Raw genomic sequence first — 13,393 nt, 5'->3', positions numbered from 1 at the left:
TCAGGCACTTTCGCCTGTGACCCGCACGCCAGATCTCCTCGCAGTTCCCCGAGCCCCTGGACAGTGCAACTGACCGCCCTGTCGAAGGCTCAGCTGTGGCGTCGCACCTCGACGGTGCGGAACCGGCTCGCCACGAACGCCCCGTCACAGTAGGCCGCGTTGGCCGCCGGGTTCGCCCCGGTGCCGTGCAGGTCGGAGAAGGCCGCCGTCTGGTTGGCGTACACCCCGCCGGTGAGGTTGAGCGAGAGCGAGACCCCGGCGTCCAGGCAGGTGGCCACCAGCGCGGCCTCCACCATCTCGTCCACCGTGTACCCGGCCGCGGTCATCGCCCCCTGCTCGCGGACCGTCCGCCCCAGCAACTCCACTGCGGCGGCGGCGGATTCGACCGCCACCACGAACGAGACCGGACCGAAGCACTCGCCCAGGAACGCCGCCCGGTCGTCCGGCTTGTCCGCGTCCACCTTGACCAGCGCGGGCGTCCGCACCGTCGCCGCCGGGAACTCCGGCGAGGTCACCACCCGCGGGGCCAGCGCGAGTTCGCCGTACTCGCCACCGGCGGCCCGGACGGTGCGGCCGAGCACCCCGGGGTTGACCACGGCACCGAGGATGGCCGAGGCCCGGGCGTCGTCCGCGAGCAGGCCCTCGATCGCGGCGGCCAGGTCGGCCACCACCTCGTCGTACGACTTGCCGCCCTCGTCGGTGCGGACACCGGTGCGGGGGATCAGCAGGTTCTGCGGGGTGGTGCACATCTGGCCGCTGTAGAGCGAGAGCGAGAAGGCCAGGTTGGCCAGCATGCCCCGGTAGTTGTCGGTGGAGTCGATCACGACCGAGTTGACCCCGGCCTTCTCGGTGTAGACCTGCGCCTGCTTGGCGTTGGTCTCCAGCCAGTCGCCGAACTGGGTCGAGCCGGTGTAGTCGATCAGCTTCACCTCGGGCCGCACGGCCAGCGTCTGCGCGATGGTGGAGCCCTCGTGCTCGGCGGCCAGGCAGACCAGGTTGGGGTCGAAGCCCGCCTCGGTCAGCACCTCGCGCGCGACCCGCACGGTGAGCGCCAGCGGCAGGGTGGCCCGGGGGTGCGGCTTGACCAGCACCGGGTTGCCGGTGGCCAGCGAGGCGAACAGGCCCGGGTAGCCGTTCCAGGTCGGGAAGGTGTTGCAGCCGATCAGCAGGGCCAGGCCGCGCGGCACCGGGACGAAGTCCTTGGTCATGGTGAGCGGGTCCCGCTTGCCCTGGGGCTTGGTCCAGGACGCCTGCTCGGGCAGCCGGGTCTGCTCGATCCAGGCGTACGCCACCGCCTCCAGGCCGCGGTCCTGCGCGTGCGGGCCGCCGGCCTGGAAGGCCATCCCGTACGCCTGCCCGGTGGTGTGCATCACCGCGTGCGCGAACTCGTGCGAGCGGGCGTTGATCCGGGCCAGGATCTCCAGGCAGACCGCCGCGCGGACGGTCGGGCCGGCCGCCGCCCAGCCGGGGCGGGCGAGTTCGAGCGCGCCGATCAGCGCGTCCACGTCGGCGTGCGGGTAGCTGACGCCGAGCTCGATGCCGTACGGCGAGGACTCGCCGCTGACCAGCTCACCGTCGGTGGGCTGCCCGGCCAGCGCGAACACGGTGCCGAGCACCGCGTCGAAGGCGGCCTGGCCGTCGGCCTGGCCGGTCTCGCCGTACGCCTTCGGGAACTCCGGGTACGGCGACCAGTAGTCCCGTGCCGTGGTGGCCTCCACCGCGCGGGTGAGAGTGGGCTGGTGACGCTCGATCAGCTCGGCGACGACGGGGTGGGTGGCCGCTGCGGTCATGACGCGCTCCTTTTGGGGCGGACTGGTCACCCCTCAGCGTAACCGAACGATCGGTCGGGTCAATGGGGCAGTTTCCGGGACCGGTGGCGCCCGGACCGGAAGCGGCGGCCATACTCGTTCACATGGCCGAGAACTCCACCCGTACCGCCTACACCGTCGACTCGCTGCTCGCCGTCACCGTCGGGGTCTTCAACGAGCGCGGATACGACGGCACCTCGATGGAGGACCTCTCGCGGGCGGCCGGGATCTCCAAGTCCTCGATCTACCACCACGTCCGGGGCAAGGAGGAGCTGCTCCGGCTGGCGGTCGGCCGGGCGCTGGACGCGCTGTTCGGCATCCTGGCCGAGCCCGAGGCGCTGACCGGCCGCTCGGTGGACCGGCTGGAGCACGTGGTCCGCCGCACCGCCGAGGTGCTGCTGGCCGAACTGCCCTACGTCACGCTGCTGCTCCGGGTCCGCGGCAACACCGCCACCGAGCAGTGGGCGCTGGAGCGCCGCCGGGACTTCGACCACCAGGTGGCCGAGCTGCTCCGGGCCGCCGTCGAGGCGGGGGAGCTGCGGGCGGACGTCGAGCCGCGACTGGCCACCCGGCTGCTGTTCGGCATGATCAACTCGATCGTGGAGTGGTACCGCCCGGGCGGCAAGCAGGCCGACGGGGTGGCCGAGGCCGTGGTGCACCTGGCCTTCGACGGTCTGCGGGCCTGACAGTGCCGGCTGCCAGACTCGGTCCATGACCGAGATCCCCGTGCACTTCGCCCAGCCGCTGTCCGAGGCCGACCGGCAGCCGCTCCCGCTCACCGGCACCGAACGCGAGCTGCTCACCGCCTTCCTGGACTGGCACCGGGAGACGCTCGCCCTCAAGTGCGCCGGCCTGTCCGACGCCGAGCTCTCCTCGCGGCCGGTGCCGCCCTCCGGGCTCAGCCTGCACGGCCTGCTCCGGCACCTGGCCGGGGTGGAGCGCTGGTGGTTCCGGATGCAGTTCGCGGGGGAGGACGTGCCGATGCTGCACTACTCCGACGACGACCCGGAGCAGGACTTCGAGCGGCTGGACGGCAGCGTCGCCGAGGCGCTGGCCGCCTGGCGCGCCGAGTGCGACCGCTCCCGCGCGATCGTCGCCGCCACCGCCGACCTGGACGCCACCGGCACCCACCGCGCCAGCGGCGAGCCGATCTCGCTCCGCCGCATCCTGATCCACCTGCTCGCGGAGTACGCCCGCCACAACGGCCACGCGGACCTGCTCCGCGAAACCCTCGACGGCACCACGGGCTACTGACCCAGGGGCTCGGGTCACTGCTCAGCCGCCTACGGCGCCAGGGGCTCGGGGAACTGCGACGCCGGCCCTTGCAAGGTGATCGTCGCGTAGATGGTCAGGGACTTTCGCAGTGACCCGAACGCCAGATCTCCTCGCAGTTCCCCGAGCCCCTGACCGTAGCTGCCCGAGCACCTGCCAAAAGCGCAGCCCCTAGGCCGGAGGGGGCGGGACCTGGTCGGTCTCCTCGAAGACCAGCAGCGTCTGGGTGCTGAGCACCTGCGGGATGCCCTGGATCTGGCCGAGCACCAGCTCCCGCAGCGCGTGGTTGTCCGCGGTGTGCACCAGCAGCAGCACGTCGAACTCGCCGCCGACCAGGGCGATGTGGGCCACCCCGGGCAGGGCGAGCAGCTGCTCGCGGACCGTCCGCCAGGAGTTCTGCACGATCTTGAGGGTGATGTACGCCGAGGCCCCCTGCCCGGCCCGTTCGTGGTCTATCCGAGCGGTGAAGCCCCGGATGATCCCGTCCTCGACCATCCGGGCGATCCGGGCGTAGGCGTTGGCCCGGGAGACGTGCACGCGCTCGGCGACCGAGCGGATCGAGGCCCGGCCGTCCTGCTGGAGCAGCCGGAGGATCGACCGGTCGACCCGATCCAGGCTGGACGTCTGTTCAGTGGACACGGCCCCCGACCCTCCCGAAATGGACATGCTGTCTTCAATAGACCGCCGCTCGGGCCGATTGTCCACCACTCCGGCGCAGCTGTGGCCAGATTGAACAGACAACCGAACAATCGGTAGGGAGGAGCTGCTCCGGCGACCAGCCATGTCACCCCTCGTGCACCACCGGCATCACCTGCCCCTGTCGCACCCTCCCCCACCCTCTGGAGGTGCCCGAGATGACCGTTCTCGATCATCGACACCTGGCCGCCCCCGTGCCCGGCTGGCGTCCCGACGCCACCGGCCCGCGGACCGATCCCGCCCCGCTGCTCCCCGACGAGTCCCCGTACCGGGTGCTCGGCACCCCGGCCGCCGAGAAAGCGGATCCGGAGCTGCTCGCCGAGCTCTACCGCCGGCTGGTGGTCGGCCGCCGCTACAACCAGCAGGCCACCACGCTGACCAAGCAGGGCCGGCTCGCCGTCTACCCGGCGTCCACCGGTCAGGAGGCCTGCCAGGTGGCGGCCGCGCTGGCGCTCCGTCAGGACGACTGGCTGTTCCCGAGCTACCGGGACACCCTGGCCGTGGTGTCCCGGGGCGTCGATCCGCTGGAGGCGCTGACCCTGCTGCGCGGCAACGCGCACACCGGGTACGACCCGAAGGCGACCCGCACCGCACCGCTCTGCACCCCGCTGGCCACCCAGGCCCCGCACGCGGTCGGCCTGGCGTACGCCGCCCAACTGCGCGGCGAGGACACCGTCGCGCTCGCCCTGCTCGGCGACGGCGGCACCAGCGAGGGCGACTTCCACGAGGCGCTGAACTTCGCCGCCGTGCTGAACGCCCCGGTGGTCTTCCTGGTGCAGAACAACGGCTACGCGATCTCCGTCCCGCTCACCCGGCAGTCCGCCGCTCCGACGCTCGCCCACAAGGCGGTCGGGTACGGCATGCCGGGTCGGCTGGTGGACGGGAACGACGCGGTGGCCGTGCACGCGGTGCTCACCGAGGCGGTCGAGCGGGCCAGGTCCGGCGGCGGTCCGACCCTGGTCGAGGCGCTGACCTACCGGATCGAGGCGCACACCAACGCCGACGACGCGACCCGCTACCGGCAGGACGAGGAGATCGCCGCCTGGCGCGAGCACGACCCGATCCTGCTGATGGAGCGTCACCTCCGGGCCGCCGGGCAGCTGGACGACCGGCTGGCCGCCTCGGCCACCGAGGAGGCCGAGGCGCTGGCCGCCCGGATGCGCGCCGAGTTCCACACCGACCCCGCACTGGACCCGATGTCGCTCTTCGCGCACGTCTACGCCGAGCCCACCCAGCAACTGATCGAGCAGGCAGCCCAGTTGACCGCCGAGCTGGACGCGGAGGAGCAGGCCCGATGAGCACCCCGGTCGAGACCCGCAGCATGGCGCAGGCGCTCAACTCCGCCCTCCGGGACGCGATGCGCGCCGACGAGTCGGTGCACGTGCTGGGCGAGGACGTCGGCGCGCTCGGTGGGGTCTTCCGGATCACCGACGGCCTGACCGCCGAGTTCGGCCCGCAGCGCTGCCTGGACACCCCGCTGGCCGAGGCCGGCATCCTCGGTACCGCCGTCGGCATGGCGATGTACGGGCTGCGCCCGGTGGTGGAGATGCAGTTCGACGCCTTCGCCTACCCGGCGATGGAGCAACTCGTCTCGCACGTCGCCAAGATGCGCAACCGGACGGCCGGGAAGCTGCCGCTGCCGATCACCATCCGGATCCCGTACGGCGGTGGCATCGGCGGGGTCGAGCACCACAGCGACTCCTCCGAGGCGTACTACACCCACACCCCCGGACTGCACGTGGTCACCCCGGCCACCGTGGCCGACGCGTACGGGCTGCTGCGGGCCTCGATCGCCTCCGACGACCCGGTGGTCTTCCTGGAGCCGAAGCGGCTCTACTGGGGCAAGGACGCGCTGGACGCGACCGCTCCGGTGGAGCCGATCGGCCGCGCGGTGCTGCGCCGTCAGGGCCGGTCGGCGGTGCTGATCACCTACGGTCCTTCGCTGCCGGTCTGCCTGGAGGCGGCCGAGGCGGCGCAGGCCGAGGGCTGGGACCTGGCGGTGCTGGACCTGCGCTCGCTGGTGCCGTTCGACGAGGCGACCGCCGTCGAGCTGGTCCGCTCGCTCGGCCGCGCGGTCGTGGTGCACGAGTCGACCGGTTTCGGCGGCGCGGGCGCGGAGATCGCCGCCCGGCTGACCGAGAAGTGCTTCCACCACCTGGCCGCCCCGGTGCTCCGGGTGACCGGCTTCGACATCCCGTACCCCGCTCCGATGCTGGAGCACCACCACCTGCCCGGGGTGGACCGGATTCTCGACGCCGTGGCCCGGCTGCAGTGGGAGGAGTGACGATGATGCCGGTGGTGCGCGAGTTCACGCTGCCCGATCTCGGTGAGGGTCTCACCGGGGCCGAGGTGGTGCGCTGGCTGGTCGAGGTGGGCGAGGTGATCGCCGTGGACCAGCCGGTGGTGGAGGTGGAGACCGCCAAGGCGGTGGTCGAGGTGCCCTGCCCGTACGGCGGCGTGGTCACCGCGCGGTACGGCGCCGAAGGCGAGGAGGTCCCGGTAGGTGCCCCGCTGGTGACGGTCGCGGTGTCGCCCGGTGCCGACGGCCCGGCGGTCGAGCCGGTGGAGCGGCCGCTGGTCGGCTACGGCGTGGCCGAGCGGCAGCCCGGCGCCCGCCGGGCCCGGCTCGGTGCGAAGGCCCCGGCAGTGGCACCGGCCCCGGCGGCGGCCCCGGTGGCCGTGGTCGAGGTGCCGGTGGTCGAAGCGCCGGTCGTGCTGCCGGTGATCTCGCCGCTGGTGCGTCGGCTGGCCCGGGAGCACGGCCTGGACCTGGCCGGGGTCACCGGCAGCGGTCCGGACGGGCTGATCATGCGCCGGGACGTCGAGCAGGCGCTCACCGCCCCCGCGGCAGCCCAGGCGGCCCCGGTGGACGAGAACCTGGTCCCGCTGCGCGGGCTGCGCCGCGCGGTCGCGGAGAAGCTGACCCGCAGTCACCGGGAGATCCCGGCCGCCACCTGCTGGGTGGACGCGGACGCCACCGCCCTGATGGAGCTGCGTGCCCAGCTGAACCGCTCGGCCGGTCCCAAGGTCAGCGTGCTGGCCCTGCTGGCCCGGATCTCCACCGCCGCGCTGGCCCGCTTCCCGGAGCTGAACTCCAGTGTCTCGGCGGACGGTTCGGCGATCGTCCGGCACTCCGCCGTGCACCTCGGCTTCGCGGCCCAGAGCGACCGCGGTCTGGTGGTCCCGGTGATCCGGGACGCCCAGCTGCTCGGCACCGAGCAACTCGGCGCCGAGCTGGCCAGGTTGACCGAATCCGCCCGGTCCGGCCGGCTCACCCCGGCCGAGCTGACCGGTGGCACCTTCACGCTGAACAACTACGGCGTGTTCGGGGTGGACGGCTCCACGCCGATCCTCAACCACCCCGAGGCGGCGATGCTCGGCGTCGGCCGGATCACGCCCAAGCCCTGGGTGTTCGATGGTCAGTTGGCGGTCCGCCAGGTCACCCAGCTGTCGTTCACCTTCGACCACCGGGTCTGCGACGGCGGTACGGCGGGCGGCTTCCTCAGGTTCGTCGCGGACTGCGTGGAGCAGCCCGGAGTGCTGCTCCGCCAGTTGTGAGCGCGGAAGCGTAGCGCCGTGGGAGCCCGGGTGTCCGGGCTTCCACGGATTTGTCCGATGAGCTGTACGGCCGTGCCAGGCTGCATGGGCCCCAGCGGGTGGGGGGCGGATGAAGGAGCGGCGTCCGGGACGAGTCTGGGCGGTGCCGACGAGGGAGTAGCAGCGGAGCTGCGGCGACCGAGGAGAAGCCGTCCAGGGAGAGGTCCGGCGTCGCGATGCCGCCGCCCGATCCCCTGGGGCCCAACTCAGCAGCTGGCCCGACCGGAAGCGAAACGATTCTCTTGGGCACTCGTCAAATCGCGGTTAAGACAGCCTCGTTGAGGGTCCGGGCGGGGCGCGGCTCGGTCGCGGTGGCCGCCGTACCCGGCCTCCCCCCGGTGGACCCGGAGCCACCCGTGCGGGTGGCACCCCCGGAGCCGGAGCCGGCCCCTGAGCCGAAGCCGCTGACCCTCGGCCCGGTGACACCGGTGGCCGCCCCGGTGTCCGGCCCGCAGCCGGAGGCACCCGGCCCCACCGCCGAGGGCGCCGCGCTGGTGATCCCGGCGCGGCCGTCCCGCCCCCCGGCCATCCCGGCTCCCGCCCAGGCCCCGGCTCCGGTTCCGGCTCCGGCGATCGAGCCGTTGGTCACCGGGGCCCCCGGCCTCAACTGGGCGGGCCCCGGCGACCACTGGAGCCGGGCCTGGGCGCTGGACACCCTGGGCGCGGCCGAAGCCCCCGCCCCGGCGGCCGACCTCAGGCCCGCCGACCTCCGGGCCGCCGCCGAACAGCCGCCCACCGCCCGGGACATCGAGCTGATCCGGGACACCCTGGCCGTGGTGGAGCCGCTCGCCGACCGGGCCACCGCCCACTTCTACGCGCTGATCTTCCTGCACCACCCCGAGGTCAGGGCACTCTTCCCGGCCGCCATGGACGTCCAGCGCGACCGGCTGTTCCGTGCGCTGCTGATGGCCGCCCGCAGCGCCGACGACCCGGCCGGGCTGACCGAGTACCTGACCCGGCTGGGCCAGGGGCACCGCAAGTACGGCACCCTGACGGGTCATTACGCCCCGGTGGGGGAGTGCCTGGTGGCCGCGTTGGAGAAGTACTGCGGCAGCCGCTGGGACGCCGAGACCGAGCTGGCCTGGCGGCGGGCCTACGGGCTGATCGCCAAGGTGATGACGGACGCCGCCGAGGCGGCGGCCAAGTCCTCGCCGCCGTGGTGGCAGGCCGAGGTGGTGGAGCACCGGCTCCGTACCCCGGAGATCGCGGTGATCACGCTCCGCCCCGACCAGGCGTACCCGTACCGGGCCGGGCAGTACACCACGCTGGAGACGCCCTGGTGGCCCCGGGTCTGGCGGCACTTCTCGTTCGCCACCGCGCCCCGGCCGGACGGGCTGCTCACCCTGCACGTCAAGGCGGTGCAGGCGGGCTGGGTCAGCAACGCGCTGGTGAACCGGGCCGCCCCGGGCGACGTGCTCCGGCTCGGCCCGGCGGCCGGCACCATGCGGGTGGACCACGACCGGGGCGCGGACCTGGTCTGCGTCGGCGGTGGCACCGGGATCGCCCCGATCGCCGCGCTGGTCGAGGAGGTGGCCGGGCACGGCGCGGCCGGCCGCGCGGTCGACGTCTTCTACGGGGCCCGCCGCCAGGAGGAGCTGTACGAGCTGGAGGCGCTGCGCGGACTCTCCGACCGGCACCCCTGGCTCACCGTCCACCCGGTGCTGTCCGAGCAGCAGGCGGTCGGCCTGCTGGCCGGCGAGCTCCCGGACGCGGTCTCCCGGTACGGCAGTTGGGCCGGCCGGGACGCCTTCCTGAGCGGCCCGCCCGCGATGGTCCGCCGGGCCAAGCAGGCCCTGACCAGGGCGGGTGTGACCGCCGACCGCGTCCACCACGATCTGGAAGCGCTCTGACGGAGGATCAGGCCAGATCGGCGGCGAGCATCGCCCGGACGCCCTCGATGTTCGCCGCCAGGTAGGCCCGCAGGCTCGGGGGGACCACGTTGACCGAGGTGACGCCCTCCCGGGTGAACGGGAGCCGGACGATCTCGTACTCGCCCTGCGGGTCGTCCACTTCGGGGCCGTGCCGCCGGGCCGGGTCCATCGAGCTGAGCCGGCAGACGAAGAAGTGCTGGACCTTGACCCCGTGCGGGTGGGCCGGGGTGCCGTCCTCGTGGTGCGAGTGCGCGACGGTGTCGACGAAGGCGGGGACCACGTCCTCGACCTTGCCGCCGAGCTCCTCGTCCACCTCCCGGTGCAGCGCCTCGACCACCGTCCGGTCGGTGGGCTCGACCCCGCCGCCCGGGGTGATCCAGTACGGCTTCGCCCCCGGCCTGGTCCGTTTGATCAGCAGCAGGGCGGCCGGCGCGTGCGGGTCGTCCGGATCCAGGTCCAGCAGGATCGCCCGCGCGGTGCGCTTGACGACAGGACGGACGGGGCCGGCCATGACCACCTCCGGAGCAGGAGCGTTGTGCGGGATTCTCCCGCTCTCCGGGACGGCCGAAACTCGTACAGACGCGCGAACCGGGGGCTGCAGTTCCGCCGAACGGCTGATTCGGCGTGCCCGAGCGTGTCAGGGCCTCCGGAGCCCGTCCGGCGTAGTGGATCTTCGATACCAAGGCATATGTCAGGCGGAGATCATCCCGGAGCCTCGCTGGTTCGCTCCCGGCCTTCGATTCAAAGGTTTTTCGGTGACATTGCTGGCGCGAATGATTGCAGGCATGCCCGCCCTGTGCTGCAATGAGCGCCAATCGGGCAGATCGGAGCTTTCCCGTCCGGATGCCCACATCTGCACTGACTCGGGCAGGGGGCTGGGTGTGGCAGTCAATCAGATCGCGCAGACGACCCGGAACATACGGGGCGTCAGGTCGCCGTCCCGGGCCGTGCCGACCCGGGAGCCGACCCTGATCGCCTCGGTGCAGCGGGCCCTGCGCCTGCTGGAGGCGGTCGGCGGTCACCTGCAGGGAGCCACCGCCAAGCAGCTCGCCCGGGCCGCCGGGCTGCCGCTCGGCACCACGTACCACCTGCTCCGCACCCTCACCCACGAGGGCTACCTGCGCCGGGCCGAGGGCAGGTTCTTCTACGGCGCCTCGGTGGACGGGATCGGCCGGGCCGACCACCGGCAGTCCGAGCGGGCCGACCTGCGCAGCCGGATGGTGCGGCTGGGCGAGGAGTTGGAGGCCGCGGTCTACTTCGCGGTCTACCAGGACGGCGAGATCCGGGTGGTCGACGTCGCGGCCGGGTCCAACCGGCCGGCCGTCGACGAGTGGGCCGACTTCCGCAGCACCGCGCACGCCCACGCGGTCGGCCAGTGCCTGCTCTCCCAGCTCGGCGAGGAGGCCCGCCGGGACCACCTCGACCGCCACCCCCCGGTCGGACTCACCCCCTCCACCGTCACCGACCGCGCGGTGCTGCTCCGCAGGCTGGCCGCCGCCGAGCCGACCCGGCCGGTGGTGGAGCGTCAGCAGTACGCGCTCGGCACGGTCTGTGCCGCGGTGCCGATCACGGTCGGCTCCGCCGTCGCGACCATGGCGCTCTCGCTCCCGATAGACCGGGCCGACCAGCTGCCGGCCAAGGCCGAGCGGCTGCGTTCACTGGTCGGAGCCATGTCCCCGTCGTTCGTCCACTGATTCGCCGTCCGTGTCCGCTCACCATTTGAAAAAGCGCATCTTGTCCACTTCGTCCCCAAACCTGGACGATGGTTGTGAACAGGGACACGGGGCAACTCCTGAGCCGTAGCTTGCACCCCCTCGGCCACCAGGGCCGGCGGCCGCCCCCTCCGGGGCGCCGTTCCACTACATCGAATCGCATGTCCGGTCACAGCGGCGCACCCTCGGCACGTCGGAGGGCCGGGCAGAACGAGAGGTACTGGCGCATGCACAGCACAGTCCAGGGCCACGTGGTGATGAACCTCGTGGTCTCGCAAGAGCTCTCCTTCCGCATCGTGGTCGACCTCGACTACGACCCGGTGGACCCGTTCGCCGTCCGGTGCACCTTCCACCTTCCCGGCGACGAGCCGGTCACCTGGGTGTTCGCCCGGGAACTGCTGCTGGACGGCATCAGCCGCCCGACCGGTGAGGGGGACGTGCACATCCACCCGGTCGGCGAGGAACTGTCCGAGGTCTGCATCGTGCTGCACTCGCCGGACGGCGACGCGCTGCTGCGCGCCTCGGCCCCGCCGCTGATCGCCTTCCTGGCCCGCACCGACCGGCTGGTCCCGATGGGCCAGGAGCCCACCGGGCGGGAGCTGGACGACCAGCTCGCCGACATCCTCAGCCGGGGCTGCGAGAACCTCGGCTGACCGTCGGTCAGCCGTCCGGACACGGAGACGGGCCCACCGCTCTTGGCGATGGGCCCGTCCCTGCGGTCCGGCCGGGACCCCGGGCCGGGTCGGTGTCAGTCGTCGTCACCGAAGGCCAGGTTGAGGCCCCAGGACACCAAGCTGATGATCAGCGCGCCGAGCAGCGCCGCCCAGAAGCCCTCGACGTGGAAGTCCAGGTCGAGCTTGTCCGAGGCCCAGGAGGTCAGCCAGAGCATCAGGGCGTTGATCACGAAGGTGATCAGGCCCAGGGTGAGGATGAACAGGGGCAGCGAGAACAGCTTCACCAACGGCTTGATCAGGAAGTTCACCACGCCGAAGATCAGGGCGACCGCGATCACCGTGATGGTCTTGCTCTGCCAGTCGTCGCCGGACAGCGTGATGCCGTCCACGATCCAGGCGGCCACCCAGATGGCGGCCGCGTTGATCAGGGTCTTGAGGATGATGCTCTTCATGGGCCAGAGCCTGGCAGGCGGCCGGGTCCCAGGGGAAGCTCTCCGGCCGCATGTTGTTCAATGTGGCCACCACGACATGGAGGGTGCGCCCCGATGAAGGTCTTCCGCCTGGACCAACTCGACGCCGAACGGGCCGCCGAGGAGGGCGCGTACCTGCGCTTCCTGAAGGAACGGAACATGTCCGCCGGGCTGTACGCGCTGTCCCCCGGCGACACCGACCCGCAGTCCAGCCACCCGCAGGACGAGCTCTACCAGGTGGTCAGCGGCCGGGCCGAGCTGACCGTCGGCGCCGAGACCACCACGGTCGGCCGGGGGAGCGTGGTCTACGTACCGGCGGGTGTGCCGCACCGGTTCCACCACATCACCGAGGAGCTCCGGGTGTTGGTGGTGTTCTCCCCGCCGGAGGACTGACCCCCGCCGCCGGTTAGGGTTCGGCTGGGCCGACCAACCGAGGAGAATCCCGTGACCTTCACCGACGAGCTGTGGTCGGCCATCGAGCCGATCTACGCCGAGATCCTGGCGCACCCCTTCATCGGCGGACTGACCGACGGCACCCTGCCGGCCGATGCCTTCCGGCACTTCGTGGTGCAGGACTCGCACTACCTGCGCGACTACGCCCGCGCGCTCGCCGTCTGCGCGGCCAAGGCCCCCGACGAGCAGGACGTCCGGGCCTTCGCCGACGACGCGGTCGGCGCGCTGGCCGCCGAGCAGGGCATGCACGCCGAGTTCCTCGGCGCCTTCGGCGAGACCGCCGAGCAGGCCGCCGCCGAACCGGTGCTGCCCACCACCCGGGCCTACACCAGCTATCTGCTGGCCACCGTCTACGGCGGCTCGTTCGCCGAGGCGGTCGGCGCGGTGCTGCCGTGCTACTGGATCTACGCCCGGGTCGGTGAGCAGCTGCTCACCCGCTCCTCGCCCGACCCGCTGTACGCCAAGTGGATCGCCACCTACGGGGACGAGACCTTCCAGGCCGTGGTGCGCCGGGTGCTCGCACTGACCGACCGGCTCGGCGAGCAGCTCGCCCCGGCCGAACGCCGCCGGGTGATCGAGCACTTCACCACCACCTCGCGCTACGAGTGGATGTTCTGGGACGCCGCCTGGCGGCGCGAGGTCTGGCCGGTCTGACCTGCCGCCCGACGGACCGTCCGGGCACCCCCGACCCCGGGGTCGACCCTCCCCGCGGTCTCGGGGTGATCTCCGGGTTCTCTCCGGGCTGGAACCCCTCGGAAGCCGGACCGGTGCCCTGTACCGTCGAAGTATCGAAGCAAGCGGGACGCGACGGAACAGCCGTCACCGGCCCGAGGGGAGAGA

General features: G+C 72.5%; 14 protein-coding genes. 10 read left to right on the top strand and 4 right to left on the bottom strand.

Annotated elements, in window-relative coordinates:
* Positions 1 to 89: 89 nt before the first annotated feature.
* Positions 90 to 1,790: a phenylacetic acid degradation protein PaaN gene (gene paaN, locus ACIRPK_RS18825; protein ID WP_403040065.1), complete on the bottom strand. Its 1,701-nt coding sequence runs from the start codon at positions 1,788 to 1,790 to the stop codon at positions 90 to 92.
* Between the two features lie 122 nt (positions 1,791 to 1,912).
* Here paaN and ACIRPK_RS18820 point away from each other — a divergent pair, with 122 nt between their 5' ends.
* Positions 1,913 to 2,494, top strand: coding sequence for a TetR/AcrR family transcriptional regulator (locus tag ACIRPK_RS18820; RefSeq protein ID WP_403040063.1), 582 nt, complete (start codon positions 1,913 to 1,915; stop codon positions 2,492 to 2,494).
* Positions 2,495 to 2,519: 25 nt separating this feature from the next.
* Positions 2,520 to 3,062: a DinB family protein gene (locus ACIRPK_RS18815; protein ID WP_403040060.1), complete on the top strand. Its 543-nt coding sequence runs from the start codon at positions 2,520 to 2,522 to the stop codon at positions 3,060 to 3,062.
* Positions 3,063 to 3,251: 189 nt separating this feature from the next.
* Here ACIRPK_RS18815 and ACIRPK_RS18810 read toward each other — a convergent pair whose 3' ends face one another.
* A complete protein-coding gene (locus tag ACIRPK_RS18810) occupies positions 3,252 to 3,746 on the bottom strand; it encodes an Lrp/AsnC family transcriptional regulator (RefSeq protein ID WP_403040057.1) in 495 nt (164 codons plus the stop codon).
* Between the two features lie 188 nt (positions 3,747 to 3,934).
* Here ACIRPK_RS18810 and pdhA point away from each other — a divergent pair, with 188 nt between their 5' ends.
* The 4 genes from pdhA to ACIRPK_RS18790 all read left to right on the top strand — a co-directional run bounded on the left by pdhA (position 3,935) and on the right by ACIRPK_RS18790 (position 9,223).
* A complete protein-coding gene (pdhA, locus tag ACIRPK_RS18805) occupies positions 3,935 to 5,074 on the top strand; it encodes a pyruvate dehydrogenase (acetyl-transferring) E1 component subunit alpha (RefSeq protein ID WP_403040055.1) in 1,140 nt (379 codons plus the stop codon).
* On the top strand, positions 5,071 to 6,060 hold the full coding sequence (locus tag ACIRPK_RS18800; protein WP_403040052.1) for an alpha-ketoacid dehydrogenase subunit beta: 990 nt from the start codon (positions 5,071 to 5,073) through the stop codon (positions 6,058 to 6,060). The genes pdhA and ACIRPK_RS18800 overlap by 4 nt, the downstream gene beginning before the upstream one ends.
* Before the next feature lie 5 nt (positions 6,061 to 6,065).
* Complete coding sequence (locus ACIRPK_RS18795) at positions 6,066 to 7,334, top strand: dihydrolipoamide acetyltransferase family protein (RefSeq protein ID WP_403040277.1); 1,269 nt, start codon at positions 6,066 to 6,068, stop codon at positions 7,332 to 7,334.
* A gap of 395 nt (positions 7,335 to 7,729) precedes the next feature.
* The gene (locus tag ACIRPK_RS18790) at positions 7,730 to 9,223 is read left to right on the top strand and encodes a globin domain-containing protein (RefSeq protein ID WP_403040050.1); all 1,494 of its coding nucleotides are present in this window, start codon (positions 7,730 to 7,732) and stop codon (positions 9,221 to 9,223) included.
* A gap of 7 nt (positions 9,224 to 9,230) precedes the next feature.
* Here ACIRPK_RS18790 and ACIRPK_RS18785 read toward each other — a convergent pair whose 3' ends face one another.
* On the bottom strand, positions 9,231 to 9,755 hold the full coding sequence (locus tag ACIRPK_RS18785) for an NUDIX domain-containing protein (protein ID WP_403040047.1): 525 nt from the start codon (positions 9,753 to 9,755) through the stop codon (positions 9,231 to 9,233).
* A gap of 370 nt (positions 9,756 to 10,125) precedes the next feature.
* On the opposite strand from ACIRPK_RS18785, the gene ACIRPK_RS18780 reads away from it, so the two are divergent.
* Both ACIRPK_RS18780 and ACIRPK_RS18775 read left to right on the top strand, forming a co-directional pair.
* On the top strand, positions 10,126 to 10,938 hold the full coding sequence (locus tag ACIRPK_RS18780) for an IclR family transcriptional regulator (RefSeq protein WP_403040044.1): 813 nt from the start codon (positions 10,126 to 10,128) through the stop codon (positions 10,936 to 10,938).
* A 245-nt stretch (positions 10,939 to 11,183) separates the two neighbouring features.
* Positions 11,184 to 11,609 carry an SsgA family sporulation/cell division regulator gene (locus tag ACIRPK_RS18775; protein ID WP_403040041.1) on the top strand — a complete coding sequence of 142 codons (426 nt, stop codon included), beginning with the start codon at positions 11,184 to 11,186 and terminating at the stop codon, positions 11,607 to 11,609.
* Between the two features lie 95 nt (positions 11,610 to 11,704).
* Here the strand turns inward: ACIRPK_RS18775 and ACIRPK_RS18770 are convergent, their stop codons facing one another.
* Positions 11,705 to 12,082 (bottom strand): phage holin family protein, encoded by a 378-nt coding sequence (locus ACIRPK_RS18770; RefSeq protein WP_403040038.1) that lies wholly within the window; start codon positions 12,080 to 12,082, stop codon positions 11,705 to 11,707.
* A 93-nt stretch (positions 12,083 to 12,175) separates the two neighbouring features.
* Here ACIRPK_RS18770 and ACIRPK_RS18765 point away from each other — a divergent pair, with 93 nt between their 5' ends.
* Both ACIRPK_RS18765 and tenA read left to right on the top strand, forming a co-directional pair.
* On the top strand, positions 12,176 to 12,493 hold the full coding sequence (locus ACIRPK_RS18765; protein WP_403040035.1) for a cupin domain-containing protein: 318 nt from the start codon (positions 12,176 to 12,178) through the stop codon (positions 12,491 to 12,493).
* Positions 12,494 to 12,544: 51 nt separating this feature from the next.
* Entirely contained in the window at positions 12,545 to 13,207 is a 663-nt protein-coding gene (gene tenA / locus ACIRPK_RS18760; protein ID WP_403040032.1) for a thiaminase II, read from the top strand.
* Positions 13,208 to 13,393 lie beyond the last annotated feature (186 nt).

It is taken from the genome of Kitasatospora sp. NPDC101801, from assembly GCF_044766665.1.
In the GTDB taxonomy this organism is placed as follows: Bacteria; Actinomycetota; Actinomycetes; order Streptomycetales; family Streptomycetaceae; genus Kitasatospora.
This window is presented reverse-complemented; position numbering and strand designations above follow the sequence as displayed.